Origin of the sequence: Phenylobacterium sp., from assembly GCF_035539035.1 — a bacterium.
In the GTDB taxonomy this organism is placed as follows: domain Bacteria; phylum Pseudomonadota; class Alphaproteobacteria; order Caulobacterales; family Caulobacteraceae; genus Phenylobacterium.
The window spans coordinates 38,589-60,378 of sequence record NZ_DATLJI010000003.1 but is presented as its reverse complement, the minus strand read 5'-3'; the positions used below and the strand labels follow the sequence as shown (position 1 = coordinate 60,378).

Here is a 21,790-nt window from a genome sequence, read left to right as displayed (position 1 = left end):
GCACGAACGCGCCCCAGCGGACGGCCTCTCGGAAGCCCGAGCTCAGGCTGTCGTAGACGACCGGAAAATAGCCCTGCTCGTGCAGGGCTTTTGCGGTGTGTGCGCCGATGTAGCCGGCTCCGCCCGTGACCAGCACGGCGGGCTTAGATCCCCGATCCATCTCATCCCCCGTCCGGCCCGAAGCCCCCACAGTCGCGCGCACAGGCGACCTCGCCGCCGCCGACCTCGGTCCTGAGTGCTCCCTCTGGCAGGCTCGGCCGTATCATTGCCACGGTTTACACCGCAACGATCGGTTAGAAGGCGGTCCTCTCTCCTTCTGCCGCGCCTGCCCACGCGCCGCTGTCCGCGGACAGCGGCGCGATGCCGCATGCCTCCCTAGGGGCGCGCGAGCCTCTTCGGCGCCTTGCCGGCTGTCAACTCATGCGCGAAGCTTCGCCAGGGGCAGGCCGGCGTTGTGCTCCGGGCGAGGCTGCGGGCGACTGCGGCGGCCGGCCCGGAGCGCGCGTCGTGGAGGGGGCGACGGATGTTCGCGACCATGGTCCGGCGATGCGCCGCGGCGGCGGCGGCGGGGCTCCTGTGCCTGCTCGCGGGCGCCGCGGCCGCGTCACAGGAGGTGGCTCCCACGGCGCGGGTCGTCTCCGGGGTCCTGGTCCGGGCCGCGCCGTCGCGGGAGGCGCCGGTGGTCGAGGCGCTGACGCCCGGCGAGACGGCGCCCCTGGTGGGCGAGCGGCCGGGCTGGCGGGAGATCCGCCTGCCGGGCGGCGCATCTGGCTTCGTCTCGAAGGCCTGGACCCGTGTCCTCGAGCCGCCGGCGCCGTCGCCGCCGCCGGCCGCCACGGCCGCCGCGCCGGTCTACAGGATCCACGCCGTGGACGTCGGGACAGGGCTGGCGGTCTTCGTCGAGGGGCCGGACTTCACCCTGGTCTATGACGCCGGCAGCAACGACGACAAGGCGGAGGGCGCCCGCAACCGGTTCATGGCCTATCTGCGGTTCGTGAGGCCGCAGCTGCGCCAGGTTGACCACCTGGTGCTGAGCCACGCCCACCAGGACCACGCGGGCCTCATGCCTGACGTCTTCGCTGCCTACCGCGTGCGGCATGTCTGGGACTCGGGGCGGATGTTCGGGACCTGCGTCTACCGCGACTTCCTCGAGGCCGTCGCCGCGGAGCCGGGGGTCGCCTACCACGAGCTCGCCGCGGGCGGCGGCGTGCGGGAGGTGCGGCTGCCGGCCAGCTGCAGCCGGGCGGCGCGGGATCTCCGCATCGGCCGCGGCGCGGCGATCGACGACCGCCCGGTGGCCCTGGGCCAGGGCGCCCAGATCACCTTCCTGCACCGCGACGCCGGCGAGCACGACGACCCCAACGAGAACAGCCTGGTGGCCCGGCTGGACCTGGGGGAGGTCCGTGTCCTGCTCACCGGCGACGCCGAGGCGGGCCGGCGGCTCGACCCGCGGGAGCCGCCGGACGAAGGCTCGGCGGAGGCCCTGCTGCTGGCCTGCTGTCGCGCCGACCTTCGCGCCGACGTGCAGTTTGCGGGACACCACGGCAGCAAGACCTCCTCCCGGCGCGCCTTCCTGGACGCAGTGGGGGCCCGCGTCTTCGTGATCTCCTCGGGGCCGATGACCTACAGCGGGACGGGCCTGCCCGATCGCGAGGTCGTGCAGGAGCTGCAGGCTCGCGGCCAGCTGTGGCGCACCGACCTCGACGACGCCGCCTGCGCGGCGAATCCGGCGAAGATCGGGACAGACCGCGACGGCAAGGCCGGCGGCTGCGACCATGTGGTGATCACCGTCCAGGGGACCATGATCTCGCCGGCCTATGTGCGGCTGAGCGACTAGGGGGTCGCCGCGAGGATGACGGGGAGGGGAAGATGCTCCGCACGGCCATGACCGCCGCCGCGTGCGCCTTGCTCCTGGCCGCGGGTGGCCCGGGCCGGGCCGCCGCCCATCCGGGCGGGCTCAACGCGGAGGGCTGCCACAACAACCGCAAGACCGGCGGCTACCACTGCCACCGCGGCGGGGCGGCGGCGGACCGGCCGTCCGCCAACCGGAGCGCGCGGGCTTCCGGGGCGAGGTCCGCAGGGGGCTTCCCGAACTGCGCGGCGGCCCGCGCCGCCGGGGCGGCGCCGGTGAGACGTGGAGACCCCGGCTATGGCCCCCATCTCGACCGCGATGGGACGGGGTCGGCTGCGAGCCCTACAGGGGACGGTGAGACGACGTTGTCCGGGGCGGCTCCGCAGGGGCTCCCCGGGGATTTTGAACACACCCGACGAAGGCAAGATGAAAGGCGCGGGACCTGGTGGTCCTTAGCGCCTGTGTGTGCCGGGGAATTCGCGGGACCTAGCGGATGCCAGGGTCCCGCCACGACCGGAAACGGCAAGGATCCCAACAGGGACCGCGGGACCTTCCGCATCCCGAGCCTCTCGGTCCCAGACGGCGGGCTCCGGAGCTCTCCCAACCCACGTCTGGAGGTAAGCGCCGCCGCTTGATCGGCAGCCGCGAGCGCGGCCGACGGGCTGTCAGCGGGAAAGGACGCGCCTTCAGGCGGGCCGCCGAGCGGTCGGCCTCCGCCCGATCCCCGACCGGCTGAAGACCTCTGGCACGAAAGCGGCCGAGCCGATCAGGCAGAGAACTCGGGCCCGAAGGCGGTCGTCCTCCCAGCGGTGGTGCGCGAGGAACGGTCGGGGGGCCCGAGCGGCGGCCGCTTAGCCTCCTCGCGGCCGCGCCGGCTGCACTCCCAGCGCCTCAGCCGTGTGCTACAGAGTGAGGAGCGCTAGGTTCTGCCGCTCCGGCCCCGGGCTGCTCACGTGGGCGCGATCCACGCGGATCCGCCCAGCCAGGGCGACCTGGCTGAGGCCCGCCGCCAACCACGGTTCGTGGGCGCAAAGCCTCGGCGCCCGACAGCTTGACCTTCGCGCTGCAAGTCGGCGCCATACAGCGGACCCGCCCTGGACCTGTCCTAGGCGAACAGGAAGTCGCTGGACCGCAGGCTGGACAGGCTCACGTCCTCCAGCCTAACAGCGCTGGCGCCGTCCAACGTGATCACCACGTCGTCGCCGTCTTGCTGGGCGTGCTGCATCACGCTCTCGAAGGTCCCGAACACGCCGTTGAAGACCAGCTGGTCACCCCGATGGAAGTCCGTGACCACGTCATGCCCGAACACGGCGGCGAAGTGGAACTGGTCGTTGCCGTTGCCGCCCGTGAGGCGATCGTCGCCCGTCCCGCCGCTCAGGCTGTCCTTGCCGTTGCCGCCGGAAAGCAGGTCGTTTCCGGCGAAGCCGGACAGCTCGTCCTTCCCGTTGCCGCCGTACAGCTGGTCGTCGCCGCTGTCGCCGTTCAGCCTGCTGTCGCCGTTGCCCGCCTGGATCACCACCGGCGGCGCAGCCGTGCCGGTGACCGTGACGGTCACGGTCGCGGTGCTCTCGGCGCCGGATCCGTCTCGCATGACGTAGCTGAAGCTGTCCGTCGCGGTCGTCCCCCTGGTCAGGGAATCGAAGGCGTTGGCGTCGGCTACATAGACCGCCTTGCCATCGACGACGCTGACGTGGCCGCCGGCGCTGGTGGCGGAGACCGAGACGAGCGTGTGGGTGTCGCCTGTGTCCGGATCGCTGTCGTTGCTCAGCACGTCGATCACGACGCTGGCGTTGTTGTCTACCGCGCCCGCGTCGTCCGTGGGTGTCGGCGCGTCGTTGGTCCCCATGACGGTCCAACTCGCCGTCTGCGCCGTGGAAGCCGTCCCGTCCGAGACGAGGTAGCTCGCGCTCACCGTCATCGCCTCGCCCCCACGCAGCGCGTTGTACGCCGGGTGGGTGGGATCGAGCGTGAAGGTCTGCGTCCCGGAGTCGTAGCTCACGCCAGCCGGGAGCAGGCCCACGCCTGTAATGCTCAAGACCGCCCCGTCGTCAGCGTCGGCCGCATGGGCCAGCGCCTGCACGGTGACGGCCGCTCCGCCTTCGTTCGCCGAACCCCTGACCGCCGCGCTAACGGTGGGCGCGTCGTTTGTCCCGGTGACCGTCCAGGTGACCGCCTGAGGCGTGGTCGCTGCGCCGTCAGAGACGCCGTAGCCGACGGTGACCGTCCTGGTCTGGCCCGCGGCCAGGTGGTCGTAGGCGCCGTTGGTCGGATCGAGGGTGAAGCTCTCCGTGGCCGGGTCGTAGGTCACCCCCGCGGGCAGGGCGTCGGGAACGCCGGTGACGCAGAGCACCGCGCCGGCGTCGACGTCCTTCGCGCCCGCGAGCGCGCTGACTGGGGAGGCGGCCCCGGCTTCAGTCGCCGTGGCCGCCAGGGGCGCAGCCACCCGCGGCGCGTCGTTCACACCGGTCACTGTCCAGCTGACCGCGTGCGCCGTGGTCGCGGTCCCGTCGCTAACCCCGTAGCTGACGCTGACCGTCCGCGTCTGCCCCTCCGCCAGGTCGTCGTAGGCCGCGTCCGACGGGTTCAGGGCGAACGTCCTGCCGACGGCGTCGTAGGTGACTCCGGGCGGAAGCTGCGTCGGAATATCCACCACCCCGAGCGCCGCGCCGTGGTCCACGTCGGTTGCGCCGGCGAGGGCGTCCAGCGACACCGCCGCCCCGCCTTCGGTGGTCGTGGCTGCCACCGGTCCGCTCACCGTCGGCGCGTCGTTCGTCCCCGTGACGGTCCAGCTCACCGTGTCCGGCGTCGTAGCGACGCCGTCGGAGACCGCGAAGCGCACGATCACGGTGGCCGACTCCCCAGCCGACAGGCTCTGGTACGCAGCGTTCGTGGTATCGAGGGTGAAGGCGCCGTCGGCGAAGGTCACGCCCGGCGGCAGGGCGGCTGGCGTCCCCTCGCCGCCAACGGTGATCACCTGCCCGCGCGGCGGCGCGTAGCCCGTGTCCTCGACGATCGTGAGCGCGGCGCCGTCGTCCACGTCCCGGGCCGCGGTCAGGGGGCTGAGCGTCGAGGCTCCGCCATCCTCGCTCACGGCCCCCCACAGGGTCGCGACGGTCGGGGCGTCATTCGCCCCCGTCACGATCCAGCTGACCGTCTGTGGCGTCGTGGCGATCTCGTCCGAGACGCCATAGCTCACGCTCACGGTCGTTGTGGCGCCGCCCGCCAGGTGATCGTAGGCCGCATGCGCGGGATCGAGGGTGAAGGTCCTGCTGACGGCGTCGTAGCTCACACCGGCCGGCAGTTCGGACGGTACGCCCACGACGCTCAGCACGGCGCCGTCGTCGGCGTCGCTCGCGCCCGAGAGTGCGTTCAGCGTGACCGCCGCCCCGCCCTCGAGCGCGCTGGCCTTGAGCGGCCCCGCCACCAGCGGCGCATCGTTCACGCCGGTGACCGTGAATCGCACCTCGGCTGTCGTCCGGGCGAAGCCGTCGAAGACGCCGTAGGTGACGCCGACCACCTGGGCCTGCCCCTGCGCGAGGTGGTTGAAGGCGGGCGCCGAAGGATCGAGCGTGAAGCTGTGGTTCGCCGCATCGTAGGTGAGGAAGGGCGCCGTCGGCGGCACGTCCACGACCGTGAGCGTCTGGCCGTCGGCGTCAGATGCGTTGGCCAGAGCGTTGAGAGTGGTCGGCGCGGCCCCCTCGGCCACGGTCGTTGTCACGGGGCCCGAGACGACCGGCGGGGCGTTCGCCGGCGTGTGGTCGACCGTGATCGCCCCGCTGGCCGAGATGTGGAAGAACTGCCCTCCGTAGTTCTGACCGGGGTCGAGCTTCAGGTCGAAGGCGCCGCTGGAGCCGCTCACCCGCAGGACGTTGCCCGCGCCAAGCGTCGCGGTGGAGTCGGCGCTCATGCCGTGAACCACGATGCTGTTGCCCTCGGCGAACCCCCTCAGCGTGGCTGCAGGCCCACCGGCGCCCAGGACGTCGTAGTCGAGGTCCAGCTCGGAGCCAGCGGCGAAGGTCAGGGCGGGGGCGCCCGCTGTGGGCCCGAGCAGGTGGTTGACGGCGCCGAGGGTCATGGTCCCGGTGAACTGCGGGGCGCCCGCGCGCAGGAAGCTCTCTCCCTGGAAGACGACCTGTCCGTTTCCGCTGAACCTTGCGGTCCCGGCGTAATCAGAAAGGGTGAGCACCCCGCTCGCGCCGGGTCGGCCGGGCATCGTGTTCACGATGTAGGTGCTGACGCCAACGTCCTGCGCGCCGTTGAGGTTCAGCACCCCGTCCACCGCCACGGTGGTGAAGTCCAATCGGGCTCCGGCGTCGAGGCTCACCTGCGAATCGGATTCGACCCACAGGAGTTCGAACCCCGTCAGCTGACCGTGGAACAGCTGCTGACTCGCAGCGCCGCTCAGCTGCGAAGCCGTGATCACGACCTCGTCGAACCCATCGCCCCCGTTGGCGAAGCCCACCGAGCCGGCCTGCCCGATGTAGAGGAAATCGGCGCCGGCGCTCATCGTGAGGCTGGCGATCGCACCATAGTTGAAGATCTCGGCGCCGACATCGGATTGGCTCAGATCGATGACGCCGATCGAGCCTGCGTTGGTGATCTGCAAGGCCTGATGAGAGACCGCCTCGTCGAAGCCGCCCGTGACGATGCGGCTGATCGAGCCGCCGGTCGCGTTCATGATGGAGCCCCCACCGATGAGCACACCGCTGTTCGCGAGGCCCTCGGAGCCGATGGCGCCGGCGTTTTCGATCGTAGCGGTATACCCCGTGCCCACGAGGCTTACGATCACGCCGCCGGCGTCGACCTTGATCGATGCGCCGTCGCCCCGCAGATCCATCGAGTCTATGATTTCGCCGTCGAAGACCTGCACGGCCTGACCAGCGCGGACGTTCGGCATGGCGTCGATCCCCCAAAAACGGTTGGCGCGCGCCAGGCGTCCGGTCTACGCGGCAATGCCACCCGGCTTGCACGAGGCGCCCGCACAGCGGCGCTCGTGGATTGCTCCGGCAAAGCTTCCGATCAACTGCACATAAAAAACCGCTAGCCGGTTTCGAGGGCGCTCAGCGCCGCGGCCCTGGCCACGGCGAACATCGTCGCATAGTGCCGCTCGACGTCGTCCGACAGCTCGCGGGCGACGGTCATGCGTCGCCGGTCCATGCGCGCAAGCCCCTCCCGCTCCAGCTCCCCGAGCAGCCGGGCGACATGGGCGCGCGAGCTGAAGCTCGCGCGTGCAAGGACCGACCGCGACATCTCGCACGACTGCAGCAGTCGGTCCCGGCCGGGCTCCTGCAGGCAGATCAGGTGCTCGAGCATGCGCGTGCCGCCGTCGCGCGATAGAAACAGATTGACCGGTCCGTCGGTGGGGAAGAGTTCACGCTGGATCTCCACCTGCAAGCCCACCGCGCTAGAGAAGCGGCCGAAGAAGGAGAGCTCGTCCAGTCGCAGAACGGCGGGCTGGACGTCAGGCGCGAGCGTGACCAGGGAGGCAAGCGTTGCGCGGACGCCGCGCCGCATGACCTCTCGGAAGAGGGGCAGGATGTCGATGCGGGTCGCGTGGGACAGGGGCTCGCCTGGAGTCTGCGGCGCCATCAATCCATTGGCGATCGCCCGCTCCACGTACAGGCGCACCCGCGCGCGGCTGCAGATCCGGTTATGCTTGGCGGCGTCCACCAGCATGCCGAACGTCATACCCTGCCCTTGTGAATAGCCATCCAGGACGATCGCGGCGCCCGAAAGCCCGCTGCGACCAAGATCGCGGGTCATCCAGCGCTCGATCACCGACATCGCGGCGAGCTTCTCGCCATTGGCCACCGCCAGCGCTTCGACCGCGGCGCGGAAATCCGCGTGGGCCCGAAGGGTCGCGATATCTTCCCGGAGCGCCATCCTGGGTGGGACCAAGCTGAACATCCGCCCAGGTGCAACAAGCGTCACCGTAATGTCTAGGCGCTCTTGCCGTCGCCGCCTCCCGACCCTCGAGGCGCTCTATCCAAGCGTCGGAGGTAAGCGGCTTCCACGGGTGCGGCGACCGCGGCGGCTGGCCCCGCGGCGGGCATTTCCGCCACCTGGCGCAATCCTGAACATCTAGGTCCTGCTCCGGAGCCGTGACGGGCTGCGGCCTCCTGCCTCGACCGTCGTCGCCTGCGCCTCGCTGTCCCGTCGCGCCGCACGCCGAATGGGGAATGCATTCGCAGCCGGGCGCGCAAACGTCGGCGCGCCGGGGGCGAGGCTTCGTCCTAGCCTTGGCGCTATGTCCCTCGAAGACCGTTTCCGCCCCAGGCCCGGCCGGATCCGCGACCGCGGCGCGCGTCCGCGCACCTTCGTCGGTCAGGTGCTGGCCGCGATGCGGGACGGGCCGGGCGGCGCCGGCCCCCGGCGCACCCCCGGACGCGGCGCAGGCCGCGGCCGGGGCGTCGCTATCGCCGCCGGCCTTCGCAGCCCCGGTCGGCGGGTGATCGTCAAGGCGCGGGTGGTGCGTCATACGGGGCGCCGGTTTCGGGCCGCGCCGCTGGGCCTCCACCTCGCCTACCTTCGCCGTGATGGCGTCGACCGGGCCGGGGCGGCGGGCAAGGTCTTCGATGCGGCTGGCGAGGCCGACGGGCGGGCTTTCTCGGCGCGCTGCGACGGCGACCGCCACCACTTCCGCTTCATCGTTTCGCCGGAGGATGCGGCGCAGCTCGCCGACCTGCGGGTGTTCGCGCGCGACCTGATGCGGTGGATGGAGTCCGACCTCGGGACGGAGCTGGACTGGATCGCGGTCGAGCACTGGAACACCGCCCATCCCCACCTGCACGTGTTGGTGCGCGGACGCGACTCCGAGGGCGAGGACCTGGTGATCGCCCGTGAGTACATCGCCCGAGGCCTGCGCGGGCGGGCCGAGGCCCTGGCGTCGCTGGAGCTCGGGCCGCGGTCGGCGCGGGAGATCGCGGCGGGCCTTCAGCAGGAGGTGACGGCGGAGCGCTGGACGGGTCTGGACCGGCTGCTGGACGCCCTGGCCGAGGGCGGACGCGTGGACCTGCGGCCCGGCGCGGGTGCGCCGGACCGGGACGTGCGGCCGCTGCTCTGCGGCCGCGCCGCGGCCCTCGAGCGGCTCGGGCTGGCGTCGGCGGACGGGGCAGGGGTCTGGCGGCTGGCGGCGGACCGCCGGGCGCGCCTGCAGGCCCTGGCCGAGCGGCGCGACATCATCGCCGCCCTGCATCGCGCGGCGGGCGGAACGCGGCCCCTGGAGGACCTGCAGCCGGACGGGGAGGCGTTACCCTCGCCCGTGGTTGGGCGGCTGGTCGCCCGCGGCCTGTACGACGAGCTCACCGGCTCAGCCTATGCGGTGGTCGACGGGGTTGATGGGCGCCTCCGCCACATCCGCCTGCCGGACCTGGCGGCGGCGGGCGACACGCCGGTCGCTGGCCTGGTGGAGGCGATCCCGGGGCCCGCAGGCATGCGCCTGGTCCACCGCAGCGACCTCCCCCTGGAGACGCAGGTGAGCGCGGAAGGCGCCACGTGGCTGGACCGCCAGCTGGTAACCCGGGAGCCTGCGGCGCTGGCGTGGCGGGGGTTCGGGGCGGAGGTGCGCGAGGCGCTGGCGGCGCGTCGTGCGGTGCTCGCGGGGCGAGGGCTTGGCGTGGGGGAGGGGGCAGGTTTCGTGGCCGCCAGGGACCTGCTCGCCACACTGCGGGCGCGGGATCTCGCGTCGGCCGGCGCGGCCGTCGCGCAGGAGACCGGCCTCCGGTTCGAGGCGGGGGGCGGTCCGGAGGTGCGGGGGCGGTACGTGCGGCGCCTGGACCTGGCGTCCGGCCGGTTCGCCGTGGTCGAGGACGGGGGCGCGTTCCGGCTCCTTCCCTGGGCCCGGGCGCTGGACCGGCGCCTCGGCCGGGAGGTCGGCGGACGGCTGTCGCGCGACGGCATGACCTGGGATCTGGGCCGCGGACCGGAGCTGGGCCGGTGACCGCGGCGTCGGCGGGCGGAGGCGGACGCGTCCTCTGGGGGCAGGTCCTGGCGGTGGGGGCGGCCGTGCTGGGGGGGCTGCAGGCCGCCACCCAGTGGGCGGCATGGCGGCTCGGCTTCCAGGCGGCGCTGGGGCCGCCTTGGCTGCATCTGGGCGCCGTCCCGGTCTATCCCGCCTGGAGCCTGGCGCCGTGGTGGCTCGCCTACGGGCGCCAGGCGCCCGAGGTCTTCGCGGCGGCCGGCGCGGTCGCCGCGGCGGGCTCGGCGGCGGGTGTCGCGATCGCCGTGGCCCTCAGCCTCTGGCGGGCCCGGGAGGCGGCGGTGGCCACCACCTACGGCTCCGCCCACTGGGCGAGCCGCCGGGATGCGGCGCGGGCCGGGCTGCTCGGGCCCGACGGGGTGGTGCTGGGCCGGCTGGGCCGCCGCTACCTGCGCCACGACGGGCCGGAGCATGTGCTGTGCTTTGCCCCCACCCGCAGCGGCAAGGGCGTGGGCCTGGTGGCGCCGACCCTGCTCACCTGGCCGGGCTCTGCGGTAGTGCACGACGTGAAGGCCGAGAACTGGCGGCTCACGGCCGGCTGGCGGGGTCGCTTGGGACGGGTGCTGCGGTTCGATCCCACCGATCCCGCCTGCGACGCCTACAACCCCCTCATGGAGGTGCGGCCCGGCCTGAGCGAGGTGCGCGACGTCCAGAACATCGCCGACATCCTCGTGGACCCCGAAGGGGCGCTGGAGCGCCGCAACCACTGGGAGAAGACCAGCCACGCCCTGCTCGTGGGCGCCATCCTGCACGTCCTCCACGCCGGGCCGGACAAGACGCTCGCCGGGGTGGCGGCCCTCCTCTCCGATCCCGCCCGCAGCATCGAGGCGACGCTGCGGGCGATGATGGCGACCCCGCACCTGGATGGGGCGCCGCACCCGGTGGTCGCCCAGGCGGCCCGGGAGCTGCTCGACAAGAGCGAGAACGAGCGCTCGGGCGTGCTCTCCACCGCCATCAGCTTGCTGGGCCTCTACCGCGATCCCGTGGTGGCGCAGGCCACCTCGCGCTGCGACTGGCGGATCGCCGACCTCGTGGACGGGCCCGCGCCCGCCACCCTCTACCTCTGCGTCCCGCCCAGCGACCTCAGCCGCACCCGGCCGCTCGTCCGGCTGGTCCTCAACCAGCTGGGGCGGCGGCTGACCGAGGACCTGGAGGCGCGCGCCGGCGGCCGGCGCCTGCTGCTGATGCTGGACGAGTTCCCGGCGCTGGGGCGCCTCGATTTCTTCGAGAGCGCGCTGGCCTTCATGGCCGGCTACGGTCTCAAGGCCTTCCTGATCGCCCAGAGCCTGAACCAGCTGGAACGGGCCTATGGCCCGAACCACGCCATCCTCGACAACTGCCACGTCCGGGTGGCGTTCGCCACCAACGACGAGCGGACGGCCCGGCGGGTGAGCGATGCGCTCGGCGCCGCCACCGAGCTGCGCGCCATGCGCAACTACGGCGGCCACCGGCTTGCGCCCTGGCTCGGCCACCTCATGGTCAGCCGCCAGGAGACGGCCCGGCCGCTCCTGACGCCGGGCGAGGTGATGCAGCTGCCGCCGGACGAGGCCCTGGTCCTGGTGAACGGCTGCCCGCCCATCCGCGCCCACAAGGTGCGCTACTACGCCGACCCGCGCCTGCGGCGGCGGATCCTGCCGCCGGGCGCGGGGGGGCGGGCTGGCGCGCCCCACGAACCGGCGTGGCGGGCGGTGAGGGGGCCTCCGCGGCAGGACAGGCATGGGGCGCCCCGGGACGAGATGGCGCCCCCGGCGGCGGAACGAGGGCGGGACGTCGACGGGGGGATCAGGCTGTGAGCGCGCGCCTCGTCCAGACCAAGGTCTTCCTGCCGCCGGACCTGGTGCGCGAGCTCGACGACCGCTCGCGGCGGCTGCGGCTGTCAAAGTCGGAGATCGCCCGGCTCGCCCTGGCGGCCTGGCTGTCGCCGGACGGCTCGGAACGGAGCGAGGCGGCCCTGGCGCGACGCCTGGACCGGATCTCGCGCCAGCTGGAGCGGCTGGAGCGCGACGAGGCGATTGGCAACGAGGCGCTCGGGCTATTCGTGCGGGCCTGGCTGACGGCGACGCCCCCCGCGCCGGAGGGGGCCGCCCGCGAGGCCATGGAAGCCAAGGGGCGCGAGCGCTACGCCGGCTTCATCGAGGCCCTGGGCCAGCGGGTGGCGGGCGGACGCTCCCTGGCCGCCGAGGTGCTGGAGGACGTGGAAGCGTCCGGTCGCCAGTGGGGGGACGGCGGCGGGTCCTAGGCGTTCCGAGGAACGTACAGCGCCGACTCCGGGAGCCCCCGGTCGAGGATCTGGAATGGCTCCTGCGTGTCTTCGACGATCAGTTGATTGAGTTCGACGACCTGATCCAGATCGACCCAGAGCGGCTCGTCACTCTGCAAGCTTCGTCAGGATCTTCGGGTAGCGCTTCCCGATCACCTCGTGCGCAGCCTTCACCTCCACGCGGACGCCGGGGCGGGCGTGATGAGAGGTCTCGCGGCGTTGATCGGTCTTGAGGGCGGCGGTCACGGCTCTTAACTCCTGGACAGGGTATGAATGTCGCGACCCGTTGAAGAATAGTCAAACCGGGGCGGAGGCTGGGGTTCCCGGCTTGGCGGCTTGGCGGCTTGGCGGCTTGGCGGCTTGACGGCTTGGCGGTCTGCCGGCTGATCCAGGCATCCCCTCCTGCCGCAGGGCGGAGTTCTGTGGCCGCAGGGCCGGCGCGATCAGGCGCGCTGCCAAATCAAACTGTGGATTCGTGACCGCAGGGGTCGTGCCGCTCAGATGTTCCTGATATGTTCCAACCATGCCCCCCGCTCCTGAATTGGATCCCGCCGAGTTCACGCCCGAGGTTCTGATCGCCCGAGACGCCCGGCTGTACATCAACTGCCTGGCCTGCCGCGTGCTGCGGCCGGTCGATCCCGCCGCCCTGTGTGCGGCCGAACGGGGCGCGCAGCGGGTCGCCGAGATGAGGTTCCGCTGCACCACCTGCGCCAGGCTCGCACGCAGCACCGAGACCTCGGCGCTGGTCTGCTGGTGGGCCGGGGGCGTGGACTACACCTACGACTACGGCCGCGGCGCGCTGACGAGGGGCTAGCGTCATGACCATGTTCCAGAACCTGCGCCGCTCGCTGCCGGCCCACCGGCAGTTGGGCATCGCCTGCGATCGGTGCGGCCGGCAGGCGCGCTGGAGCTCTTCCGACGCTGTCCACAGGCTGGGAGCCGACGCCAGTCCGCCGGAGATCCGCCGCCGGCTGGTGTGCGGCGGCTGCGGGGCCCGGGAGGCGGTTCGGCTCTGGATTGTTTGACGCAGGCGCGGGCCCTGCGTCAGGCTGGCCGCCATGTGCAACCTGTACACCCTGGAGCCCAGCCTCGCCGCGCTGGGCGAAGCCTTCGAGCGCTTCCTCGGCCAGACGCTGGTCCTCTCCGCCGGGGACGCGACCCTCGCCAACCAGCCGTGGGCGAAGGTGGTCTATCCGAAGTACCAGGGGCTGTTCGTGCGGCCGGTGGACCCCGCGGACCCTGCGGCGGGGCTGGAGCCGGCCGTGGGGCGCTGGGGGCTGGTGCCGTTCTTCCACAAGGGTCCGGCGAAGAGCTGGAAGTTCCCGACCAACAATGCCCGGTGCGAGGAGATGGCCAGCAAGGCCAGTTTCCGCGACGCCGTGAAGGCGCGCCGCTGCCTCGTCCCGGCCACCGCCATCTGCGAGTGGACAGGGCCCCAGGGCGCGAAGACCAAGCACCTGATCAGCCGGGCCGACGGGTCGCCCCTGTTCCTGGCGGGACTGTGGGCGAGCCACAGCTGGGAAGGCGAGCGGACCGAGAGCTACACCATGGTCATGCAGGAGACCCGCGACGGCGACGACATGCACGTCTTCCACAACCGCCAGCCCGTGGTCCTTGATCGCGAAGGCGCGGCCGCCTGGCTGGACTGCGCCGGCGACTATGCCGCCCTGCTAAGGGGACCGCCCCCCGGCACGCTGATCGCCGACCCGCCGGAGCCGGTCCGCGCCTGAACGGCCGGCGAGGGTGCGGCCGGCTGCCGTTCGGGCGTCAGCGCCCACGGTACGGCTCGCAGGCCACGCCGTCGCCATCGCCGTCCATGTGCGCGCCATAGCCGGGCTGGCCCCGGTAGAGCGGCGCGGCCCCCGCGGCGCGGGCTGCCGCGCAGTTGCGGAAGGCGCCCTGGTCTGGCGCCGCCAGGGGAGTGCGGCGGGGCGGGGCGGCGGCTGGCCGGCGGCCGTTGCCGCCCTCGCGGACACCCGCAGCGCGCAGCAGATCGGCGACCGACTGGCCTGCGACGGTGCAGCGGGCCGCGATGCGGTCATGGGTGCGGTTCCCGGCCACGCAGCTTGCCCGTTTGTAGCGCACCAGCTGCTCCAGCGCGTCCCGGGCCGCGGCGCCTCCAGGGTCCGAGAGCTCGGGCGCGTTGAAGTCTGCGATGCGCACCTCGACCCAGGAGGCGTTCGTGGCGCCTGTCGCGACGCAGAAGCTGTCCCCGTCGCCGACATAGGCGACCGGCCCGCCGAAGCGCTTCCCCGGCGTCAGATGCGCCGGCGTGGGCCCGGTCTCCGGGACCGCGGTGCAGGGGTCCGCGGCGGCGCTTGTCGCGACGCCCAGGGCGAGCAGCGCTGCGGTGAGGAGGTGGCGCGTCATCCGCAAAGGCTACGTCCAGCAGGTAAACCGGACCTGAGCAGGTCCGCCAGACGCGCTTGGGCGCAGCCGTCGGTGGGGAGCGGCCGCGGCCTCGGCCGGGCAGGGGGAGGGGCCATCGGGGAGGCGGAGGTCGGCGTCGCCTCCCGATCAGGGTCGCCGCAGGAGGAAGTCCTTGTGGACCAGGCGCCGGAGCGGATAGGCGAGGGACCTTGCGAAGGAGGCGGCCGGGCGCGCCCGGCCGGTTGCGAATGGCAGTGATCGTCACCGGCGCCGCGGGCTTCGTCGGCATGCACCTTAGTGAGCGCCTGCTGGCTCGGGGCGAGCGCGTCGTCGGCGTGGATTCCTTCACCGACTACTACGATCCCCGCCTGAAGGCCGCCCGCGCGGCGCGCCTGGAAACCCGCGAGGGCTTCGACATGGTCCGGATGGACATCGCCGAGGCGGCGGCCTTCGGCGACCTGGTCAAGGCGCATGCGCCCCGGGCGATCGTGCACCTCGCGGCCCAGGCAGGGGTGAGATACTCCATCGAGAACCCCTTCGCCTACGAGCGCTCCAACCTGGCCGGACACCTCTCGGTGCTGGAGGCGTGCCGGCGTTGCCCGGACCTGGAGCACCTGGTCTACGCCTCGTCCTCCTCGGTCTATGGCGACCGGCCGGGCGCGGGCGAGGGCTTCCGGGAGGACGACGCGGCGGCCGAGCCGGTGTCCCTCTATGCGGCGACCAAGCGGGCCGGCGAGCTCATGAGCTTCGCCTATGCCAAGCTCTACGGCTTCCCCCAGACGGGCCTGCGCTTCTTCACCGTCTACGGCCCCTGGGGGCGGCCGGACATGGCCTACTTCTCCTTCACCCGGAAGATCCTGGCCGGCGAGCCGATCGAGGTCTTCGGGCAGGGTGAGATGGCTCGGGATTTCACCTACATCGACGACATCGTCGATGGCGTGGTCGGGGTCCTGGACCGGCCGCCGGAGCGGGGCGCGAACCGCATCCTCAACATCGGCGGTGGTCGGCCCGAGGGCCTGATGACCATGATCGCGACCCTCGAGGCGGCCCTGGGCCGGGAGGCGCGCAAGGTGTTCCGGCCAATGCAGCCCGGGGACGTGACGGCCACCTGCGCCGACGTCTCCCGTCTGGTCGAGGTGACGGGCTACGCGCCCAGGGTTCCGATCGCCCAGGGGCTCCCCGCCTTCGTCAACTGGTACCGGACCTTCTACGGCGCCAGCTGACGGTCGGACGCTTCCGCGCCCTCAGCGGGCAGGCGTTGGCGTGGCCGGCGCTCGCCGGCGGGGCCGTTCCGTGAGCGGACGACTCCTGGGCGCCCCGGCCGGTCCCCCCTCCGCTCGCCTTTCATTTCTCCGCGCGACGGGATCGCCGCCCGGGCGTTGTTCATGCTTCGCCCGACCCTGCCTGCGACCCGGCCCCATCCCCTCAGCGAGGTGTCGGCGGGGGAAGCGCTCGAGCTGCTCAAGGCCTGGGGTGGGGGACGTCCGGCGCGTTCGCGGCCGCGCGGGGCCTGGCCCTGATGACATGACCGTACGGCTGAGAGGCCCTGGCGGAGGGCAAATGAGCCTGACGTGAGGTGGCCGGGTAACGGATCGTGGCGTGCGGCGGTTCTGTTCATTGAAAACCCCGGAGGATCGCGATGTCGCGGCGGAACAAGGTGGCCCCTTCCTTCCCCGAGGCCCCGGACGCCGTGCCGCCCTCGGCCTGGTCCGTGCTCCTCCGGCGCGCCGACCAGGGGCTGGTGATCGTCGATCGCGACTGGCGGATCCGCTTCTGCAGCCCCGCCGCCCAGCGCCGCCTGATGCGCGGGCCGGCGGTGCAGGGCGGCCACTTCTGGGACAGCGCGGCCCCCCTCTTCGATCCGGCCACGCGCCGCCGCTTCCGCCGCGCCCAGCACCAGCGGACCTCGGCTGAGGCGGTGTTGCCGGCGGGAAGCGGCGAATGGCTCCACGTGGAGCTTGTCTGCGACGGCGAGGTCTCGGCGATCCTGGCGCGGAGCGCGACCCGCAAGCTCCGGCTGCAGGCGCGCGCCGAGGAACAGCAGGAACGGATGCTCGCGCTGGTGGAGAGCCTGTCCCTGGCGCACCGGGCCGCCCACGCGGCGACCTGGGAATGGCGGGCGGGGGACGTCCTGCGGTGGACCGACCTGGAGGCGGCGCGCGATCTTATCGGAATCCCGAAATCCTGGCACGGCTCCGCCGTGCCGCGGGACTGGCGGGAGCTCGTCATCCCCGAGGACCGCCCGCTCCTGGACGAGGCCATCCTGCGGACGCTCGTCTCCGGCGAGGGCCGTTTCCCGTTCCGCGCGACGGCGGCGGACGGCTCCCTGCGCTGGCTGGAGGCCTCGGCGGTGGTGGCGGAGCGGACCCCCGCGGGCCAGCCGGTCCGGCTGGTCGGCGTGACCATGGACATCACCGAACGGCGCGCAGGCGAGGTGGCCCTCGAGCAGGAGGTGGTGGAGCGCCGGCGCGCCGAGGAACGCCAGCGCCTGCTGGTGGGCGAGCTGAACCACAGGGTGAAGAACACCCTCGCCACCGTACAGTCGATGGCCCGCCAGACGCTTCGCGGGTCCCCGGAGGCGAAGCGCGCCTTCGAGGAGTTCGAGGGCCGGCTGCTGGCGCTATCCTGGGCGCACGACGTCCTGACCGCCGAGGGCTGGTCCGGCGCGGAGGTGGCGGAACTCGTGCAGCGGACCCTGAGCCCCCACGAAGGCGGGGGCGCCGACCGGTTGACGTGCCGGGGCCCGCGGGTGCGCCTCGAGCCACAGATCGCGCTCGCCGTCTCGCTCGCCCTGCACGAACTCGCCACCAACGCCCTCAAGTACGGCGCCCTCTCCCAGCCCTCGGGCCGGGTGCAAGTGCGCTGGCGGGCTGTGAGGACGGACGGGGGCAAGGCGCTGGAGCTCGAATGGCGCGAGCGCGGGGGGCCTCCTGTCCAGCCGCCATCCAGGACCGGCTTCGGCACCCGCCTGCTTCGGCACGGCCTTGCCGCCGAGCTGGGCGAGCCCGTGGAGCTCCGCTACGAGCCCGAAGGACTGGTCTGCCGACTGAGGACCACGCGAGGCGTGGCCTGGCCGAAGCCGGCCGGCCGCAAGGCCGCGTCGCCCAGGGCCGAGCGCCCGCCGGCCGTGCAGGGGGAGGCGCCGACCGCCGCCGCGAGGCCGGAGGCGGGGGAGGCCGCCGAAGCGCACCCCTTTCACGACGCGGCGGCAGACCGACTGAACGGGGATCGGCCCCCGGCGAGCTAGTGCCTCAGCAGGAGCCCCGATCCGCCGGGCGCCTGCCCGAGCCGCGCCGCGGCGGCCGCCCTCAGGAGCCGCTCGGCGGAACGCTCCGCCGCGTCGGCGGTGAGCATGATCGTCGGGCCGTTCGGGGTCAGGACGAGCACCGACATGTCCTCGCTCAGGGCGTAGAGGGCGTCCTCATAGACGGGCTGCGGACGGATCTGGCTCATGTCCTCCTGTACCGGAAGTTTGTGGAGGTGGTTCCCTCGGGCCCGCGGGGCGGGGTGGGGCGCGCGAGTACGGTTTCCTCGAGTTGCGCCAGCAGCGCGTACCGGGTCGCGGCGGCGAGGTAGAGCCCGCGCCGCTGGGCGAGCGCGGAGTCCTCCGCCAGTCGGCGCATCTCCTCTTCGCGGGCTCGATACTCCAGCGCCCTTGCGGCGCTCCCCTCGACCCGCGCCCCCTCCGAGGGCCGTGGACGATTATCCTTCTCGCGTCCTGCAGACATTTCGCGTCCTTCGCGTCCGTTGCAGTCGACTCAGGTCCGCACACACCATCGCCCAGCCTTGCGCGCTCCGCCTCCCCAATATTGGGGATGTTCTCTGCGGCCGTCGCAAACCGGCGCCGAGCCCTCCGCCTCGCCGCGACGGGCTAGTCAATCTTCGCGGAGACGCTTTTTTGCGGCTCGGGGCGCAGAGTCGGGCTGCGAGGTGACACCAGATGGCGCCACCACCAGCCCCCTTCTCCGTCCCCCTGCGGCTGCCTTCATGGCGCCGCGGCGGGATCCTGCTCGTCATCCTGGAAGCCGCCGAGCTGACGGCGGCCTTCCGCGGTCCGTGGCTTGCGGGCCTCTCAATCCTCGCCTTCCTGATGCCGTTCGCCGCCTGGCGGATGTTCTCGGACAGCAGTCTGGACCGGAGGCTGTTCTTCAGCCGGGGCCGGGCTAGCGGCATGGAACCCCGGCCATCCTCGACGGCCGGTCGCCGGCGGCCCGGTGCGGCGCGCGTCGGCTCCCCGGCGGGGGGCGATCGGCGACGTCCGGCCCATCCTGGCCCGTGGAAGCGGCGGGCCCCACCCGCCGAGCGGGGGCCTGAGACCCCGACGACAGGCCGTCGCGCCGGAGCTCGGGCGCAGTCGGGGCTCGCCGGGAGGTCCGGCCTACGGGCACCTGCAGGTGGCTGGCGACGCCAGGGCCGTCAGCACCCGGAAGAGGCCCCACCAGAACGCGGCGCAAAGGACGACCACGGCAATGGTGAACGCGAGGCGCTGCCAACGGACCGTTACTGTCCCTCTCGTGCGCACGTCGGCCGCTTCCCCTCCGCTCCCGTAGGGTCGCGGCGAGGCGGTCTCGCCGGCGCCCACCGCCGCGCGCGGCCCCGCAGTTGGTGTCCCCAGTCGGCAAGACCGGGGACACCGTGTGCGACAGCTGCGCCGACTGGGGGTGGCGCAGGCAGGGGGCTCGTGCTGACGCAGGTGCAGTCTGCCGCGGTCCCGGGAGCGCGCCGCATCAAAAGACGCGCGGATGGTCAGGCTGCGCGGGGGGCGGGCGCCCGGCCGTCGCCTTGCCTGCAGCCGACCCGTCGGGCGACCGACGGCGCAGCCGCCAGGCCTTGAGGGGGCGAGCCCGCCCGCGACCGGCGGTCAGGCCTGGAGGACGAAGGGGGCGAGCTTGTGGAAGAAGGCCTCCCGGGAGCAGACGCCGAGCTTGGCGTAGGCGCGCTTGATGTGCATGCGCACCGTGTCGAGCGTCACGTTCAGCTCCCGGGAAGTCTCCTCCGCCGTCATGCCGTGCAGCAGATGGAGGGCCACCTGGCGCTCGCTTCGGGTGAGCCCGAAGGCCTGGCGCACGTCAGCGAGGGCGAAGCCGAAGCTTTCGCCAGCATGGTGGAGCGTGAGCCCGACCACGTGGCGCCAGGGGTGCTGCACCCGCACCGCGGTCAGCACCACGTGCTCACCCGTCTCGGGATTGGCGATGCAGTCGCTGCTCAGGCGATCGGAGGCGTTCGCCAAGAAGCCCCGAAGCCGCTGTTCCATCCGCGGATCGCGAGGTGTCAGCCGCCCGTTCCGGTAGACGAGGGCATGGCTGCCCTGGAGGAAGGGCCCGGCGGAGGAACTCAGCCAGTAGACCGTGAGCTGTTCGTCCACGACGAGGCGCGCGCGGGCCTCGCCATCCACCCAGGCGGCCAGGACGTTCTCGACGGAGACCGCGTCCTCGGGGGCGTTCGCAGCAAGCATGACAGGTGACCTCCATCGTGATGGTTGCGCGCCCTCCGGACGTGTTCGCCCGGGAGCGCCGCACGGGGAGAGGGGGAAGCGGCCGTCGGCCGCGAGCGTCGACCCGGCCTCGCCCAGAGACGGGACGATCCCGCTGCGCGGCCAGGCCGACGGGGGTGGCGCCGGCGCGGAGGCGGCTGGCGGCCGGCGCGCCATCTAGCGAACCAGCCGCATCACCTGGCGGATGACGCCGGCGATCCCGCGGGCGTGCATCTTCAGGTAGAGGGTCCGCAGGTGGGACCTCACCGTGTTGGTGGAGACGCCGAGCTGGCGCGCGATCTCCTTGGGCGGCGCGCCCGCGGTGAGTTGGCGGAGCACCTCGCCCTCCGCGGCCGTCAGCCCGAAGGCCCGCATGATCCCGTCCACCTCTGCCAGGGGCCGCGGCTCACCGCAGAAGGCGACGAAGACCAGGTCGCTGGGGCGGACCGGCCAGGCGCGGAGCTCCAGCGGCCGCCAATGGCCGTCATTTCCCCGCAGGATCACGCGCGAGGTCCCCGTAAGGGCCGCCTCGGTGAGGCCGCGGGAGAAGGCGTGCTGCGCATCGGCTTCCGCGAAAGCCACCCGCTCGCGCCGGAGGCTCAGGGCCGCCGACGCCTCGATCAGGCGCCACCCCGCGGGATTCGCCTGGATGAGCGTCGCCACCGGATCGACGATGAGCACGGGCTCTGGGTCGGCCAGGAACCATCCGCCGGGTTCGAGTCCGGCGAACCGCGCCTCGCCCGGGGTGTCCGCCCCCCGCAAAGGGGCCTGGTCGTGTGGCGTATGGTGGGGGCGACGCGCGTCGTTGGAGGCCATTGGACATCCTTGCAGTCGGGGCCCTGGGGCCTCGCTGCAAACATTCCGCGCCCTGACGACTTCGGAAAGTTGGGGTCTTTCCGTACGTAGTTCGCGCAACTGCGTACGTGAGGACCTGAACGCTAGACAGAATTGCTCCCCCAATCTTGGAACCGTGTTCGCTAAACACCGATATTGAAAGGCGGGGAATGTCATTGGGGAACAGAGATGCTGGCAGGACGCACGACAGGGAACGCGCGTGGAACCGCGCCTTTCGTCGAGTATTGCTCGCCGTTGGCAGCCGCCGGGTTCGGCCTCGGCGCGGCTGCGTTGCGTTTGGAGCGCGCGGCGCGGGACATCCCGTTGGCCGGCCCGGACGCGCGGCGAGGGCTGGACCTTGACTTGCTCGCTGCGGCCCTCGAGGCCCTGCCTCTCCCGGCCGCCCTGACCACAGCCACGGGAGAGGCGCTCTGCGCCAACCAGGGGCTGCTTGCGGTTCTCGGGGCCTCGCGGCGCTCGACGCCTGCGGCCATCCGCCTGCCGCTTCCAGAGGGGCGCATGGGGCGGGGCGGGGGCGGGCCGGAGGTGCGGGCGGGGCGGCTCCGCGTGTCCCGCGTGGACGGGGCGGTCCTCCATCCCCTCGTCCTGACGGTCGAGCTCGGCTACGAGGGCTGTCGCCTCTGCCTGCTTGCTGACATCGACGCCCCGGGGCCCGTCCTGGATGCGGGCATGCCCGGGGAGCTGCAGGAGCTGGATCCCGGGGCCAAGCTCGACACCCTGACCCTTCGGGAGCGACACGTGCTCGGGCTGCTGATCGGGGGGCGGTCCAACAAGGACGTCGCCCGGGAGCTGGGGATCAGTCCGCGCACGGTGGAGGTGCACCGCAGCCGCGTTCTGCATAAGCTCGGCGCGCGGAGCCTGACCCAGGCCTTTGCCGTAGCGATGTCCGCCGGCCTCGCCATGGAGAGGGTGACTCCCCGGGCCGGCGCTGCCCCGACGCCTGCCGGGGCGGCCTACAACCTCCAGTTCAGATAGCAGGCGAGAAGTCCGCGAAAGCCTCGA

The 21,790-nt window shown here is 72.7% G+C and carries 19 protein-coding genes and 1 pseudogene; 11 read left to right on the top strand and 9 right to left on the bottom strand.

Annotated features, from left to right (window positions below; all coding sequences use genetic code 11):
* Positions 1-160 (bottom strand): NAD-dependent epimerase/dehydratase family protein (locus VM685_RS00735; RefSeq protein WP_325458190.1); only part of this gene is annotated, 160 nt, incomplete at its 3' end.
* A 363-nt stretch (positions 161-523) separates the two neighbouring features.
* On the opposite strand from VM685_RS00735, the gene VM685_RS00730 reads away from it, so the two are divergent.
* Together VM685_RS00730 and VM685_RS20995 are read left to right on the top strand one after the other, a co-directional pair.
* Positions 524-1,837: an MBL fold metallo-hydrolase gene (locus VM685_RS00730; RefSeq protein ID WP_325458188.1), complete on the top strand. Its 1,314-nt coding sequence runs from the start codon at positions 524-526 to the stop codon at positions 1,835-1,837.
* A gap of 32 nt (positions 1,838-1,869) precedes the next feature.
* Complete coding sequence (locus VM685_RS20995) at positions 1,870-2,487, top strand: excalibur calcium-binding domain-containing protein (RefSeq protein ID WP_349255565.1); 618 nt, start codon at positions 1,870-1,872, stop codon at positions 2,485-2,487.
* A gap of 470 nt (positions 2,488-2,957) precedes the next feature.
* On the opposite strand, the gene VM685_RS00725 is transcribed toward VM685_RS20995, so the two are convergent.
* Positions 2,958-6,749, bottom strand: a complete 3,792-nt coding sequence (locus tag VM685_RS00725) for a VCBS domain-containing protein (protein ID WP_325458187.1) — start codon at positions 6,747-6,749, stop codon at positions 2,958-2,960.
* 143 nt (positions 6,750-6,892) lie between these two features.
* Entirely contained in the window at positions 6,893-7,735 is an 843-nt protein-coding gene (locus VM685_RS00720; RefSeq protein ID WP_325458186.1) for a hypothetical protein, read from the bottom strand.
* A gap of 364 nt (positions 7,736-8,099) precedes the next feature.
* Here VM685_RS00720 and VM685_RS00715 point away from each other — a divergent pair, with 364 nt between their 5' ends.
* The 3 genes and pseudogenes from VM685_RS00715 (at position 8,100) to VM685_RS00705 (ending at position 12,069) form a co-directional block, all read left to right on the top strand.
* On the top strand, positions 8,100-9,791 hold the full coding sequence (locus tag VM685_RS00715) for a DUF3363 domain-containing protein (RefSeq protein WP_325458185.1): 1,692 nt from the start codon (positions 8,100-8,102) through the stop codon (positions 9,789-9,791).
* A pseudogene (gene traG, locus VM685_RS00710) lies at positions 9,788-11,617 on the top strand (IncP-type conjugal transfer protein TraG); the annotation flags it as partial. The gene VM685_RS00715 and the pseudogene traG, both read left to right, overlap by 4 nt.
* A 2-nt stretch (positions 11,618-11,619) precedes the next feature.
* Complete coding sequence (locus VM685_RS00705; protein WP_325458184.1) at positions 11,620-12,069, top strand: CopG family transcriptional regulator; 450 nt, start codon at positions 11,620-11,622, stop codon at positions 12,067-12,069.
* On the opposite strand, the gene VM685_RS00700 is transcribed toward VM685_RS00705, so the two are convergent.
* A complete protein-coding gene (locus VM685_RS00700) occupies positions 12,066-12,209 on the bottom strand; it encodes a hypothetical protein (RefSeq protein WP_325458183.1) in 144 nt (47 codons plus the stop codon). The two genes, VM685_RS00705 and VM685_RS00700, sit on opposite strands and share 4 nt — an antisense overlap.
* Positions 12,199-12,336 carry a hypothetical protein gene (locus VM685_RS00695; RefSeq protein ID WP_325458182.1) on the bottom strand — a complete coding sequence of 46 codons (138 nt, stop codon included), beginning with the start codon at positions 12,334-12,336 and terminating at the stop codon, positions 12,199-12,201. The genes VM685_RS00700 and VM685_RS00695 overlap by 11 nt, the downstream gene beginning before the upstream one ends.
* Positions 12,337-12,613: 277 nt before the next feature.
* On the opposite strand from VM685_RS00695, the gene VM685_RS00690 reads away from it, so the two are divergent.
* Genes VM685_RS00690 through VM685_RS00680 form a run of 3 tightly spaced genes read left to right on the top strand, consistent with a single transcriptional unit; the run spans position 12,614 to position 13,820 of the window.
* Positions 12,614-12,904: a hypothetical protein gene (locus tag VM685_RS00690; RefSeq protein WP_325458181.1), complete on the top strand. Its 291-nt coding sequence runs from the start codon at positions 12,614-12,616 to the stop codon at positions 12,902-12,904.
* A 4-nt stretch (positions 12,905-12,908) separates the two neighbouring features.
* Positions 12,909-13,115, top strand: a complete 207-nt coding sequence (locus tag VM685_RS00685) for a hypothetical protein (protein WP_325458180.1) — start codon at positions 12,909-12,911, stop codon at positions 13,113-13,115.
* Positions 13,116-13,148: 33 nt separating this feature from the next.
* Positions 13,149-13,820 (top strand): SOS response-associated peptidase, encoded by a 672-nt coding sequence (locus VM685_RS00680; protein WP_325458179.1) that lies wholly within the window; start codon positions 13,149-13,151, stop codon positions 13,818-13,820.
* Positions 13,821-13,857: 37 nt separating this feature from the next.
* On the opposite strand, the gene VM685_RS00675 is transcribed toward VM685_RS00680, so the two are convergent.
* Complete coding sequence (locus tag VM685_RS00675; protein WP_325458178.1) at positions 13,858-14,460, bottom strand: thermonuclease family protein; 603 nt, start codon at positions 14,458-14,460, stop codon at positions 13,858-13,860.
* A 248-nt stretch (positions 14,461-14,708) separates the two neighbouring features.
* Here VM685_RS00675 and VM685_RS00670 point away from each other — a divergent pair, with 248 nt between their 5' ends.
* Entirely contained in the window at positions 14,709-15,683 is a 975-nt protein-coding gene (locus tag VM685_RS00670) for an NAD-dependent epimerase/dehydratase family protein (RefSeq protein WP_325458177.1), read from the top strand.
* A gap of 416 nt (positions 15,684-16,099) precedes the next feature.
* Entirely contained in the window at positions 16,100-17,707 is a 1,608-nt protein-coding gene (locus VM685_RS00665; protein WP_325458176.1) for a sensor histidine kinase, read from the top strand.
* Here VM685_RS00665 and VM685_RS00660 read toward each other — a convergent pair.
* From VM685_RS00660 to VM685_RS00650, 3 genes are all read right to left on the bottom strand, one after another.
* The gene (locus VM685_RS00660) at positions 17,704-17,913 is read right to left on the bottom strand and encodes a hypothetical protein (protein WP_325458175.1); all 210 of its coding nucleotides are present in this window, start codon (positions 17,911-17,913) and stop codon (positions 17,704-17,706) included. The genes VM685_RS00665 and VM685_RS00660 overlap by 4 nt on opposite strands.
* 1,408 nt (positions 17,914-19,321) lie before the next feature.
* Positions 19,322-19,915, bottom strand: a complete 594-nt coding sequence (locus VM685_RS00655; RefSeq protein WP_325458174.1) for a helix-turn-helix transcriptional regulator — start codon at positions 19,913-19,915, stop codon at positions 19,322-19,324.
* Between the two features lie 195 nt (positions 19,916-20,110).
* A complete protein-coding gene (locus VM685_RS00650) occupies positions 20,111-20,695 on the bottom strand; it encodes a helix-turn-helix transcriptional regulator (RefSeq protein ID WP_325458173.1) in 585 nt (194 codons plus the stop codon).
* A 435-nt stretch (positions 20,696-21,130) separates the two neighbouring features.
* On the opposite strand from VM685_RS00650, the gene VM685_RS00645 reads away from it, so the two are divergent.
* Positions 21,131-21,763: a LuxR C-terminal-related transcriptional regulator gene (locus tag VM685_RS00645; RefSeq protein WP_325458172.1), complete on the top strand. Its 633-nt coding sequence runs from the start codon at positions 21,131-21,133 to the stop codon at positions 21,761-21,763.
* Positions 21,764-21,790: the final 27 nt, after the last annotated feature.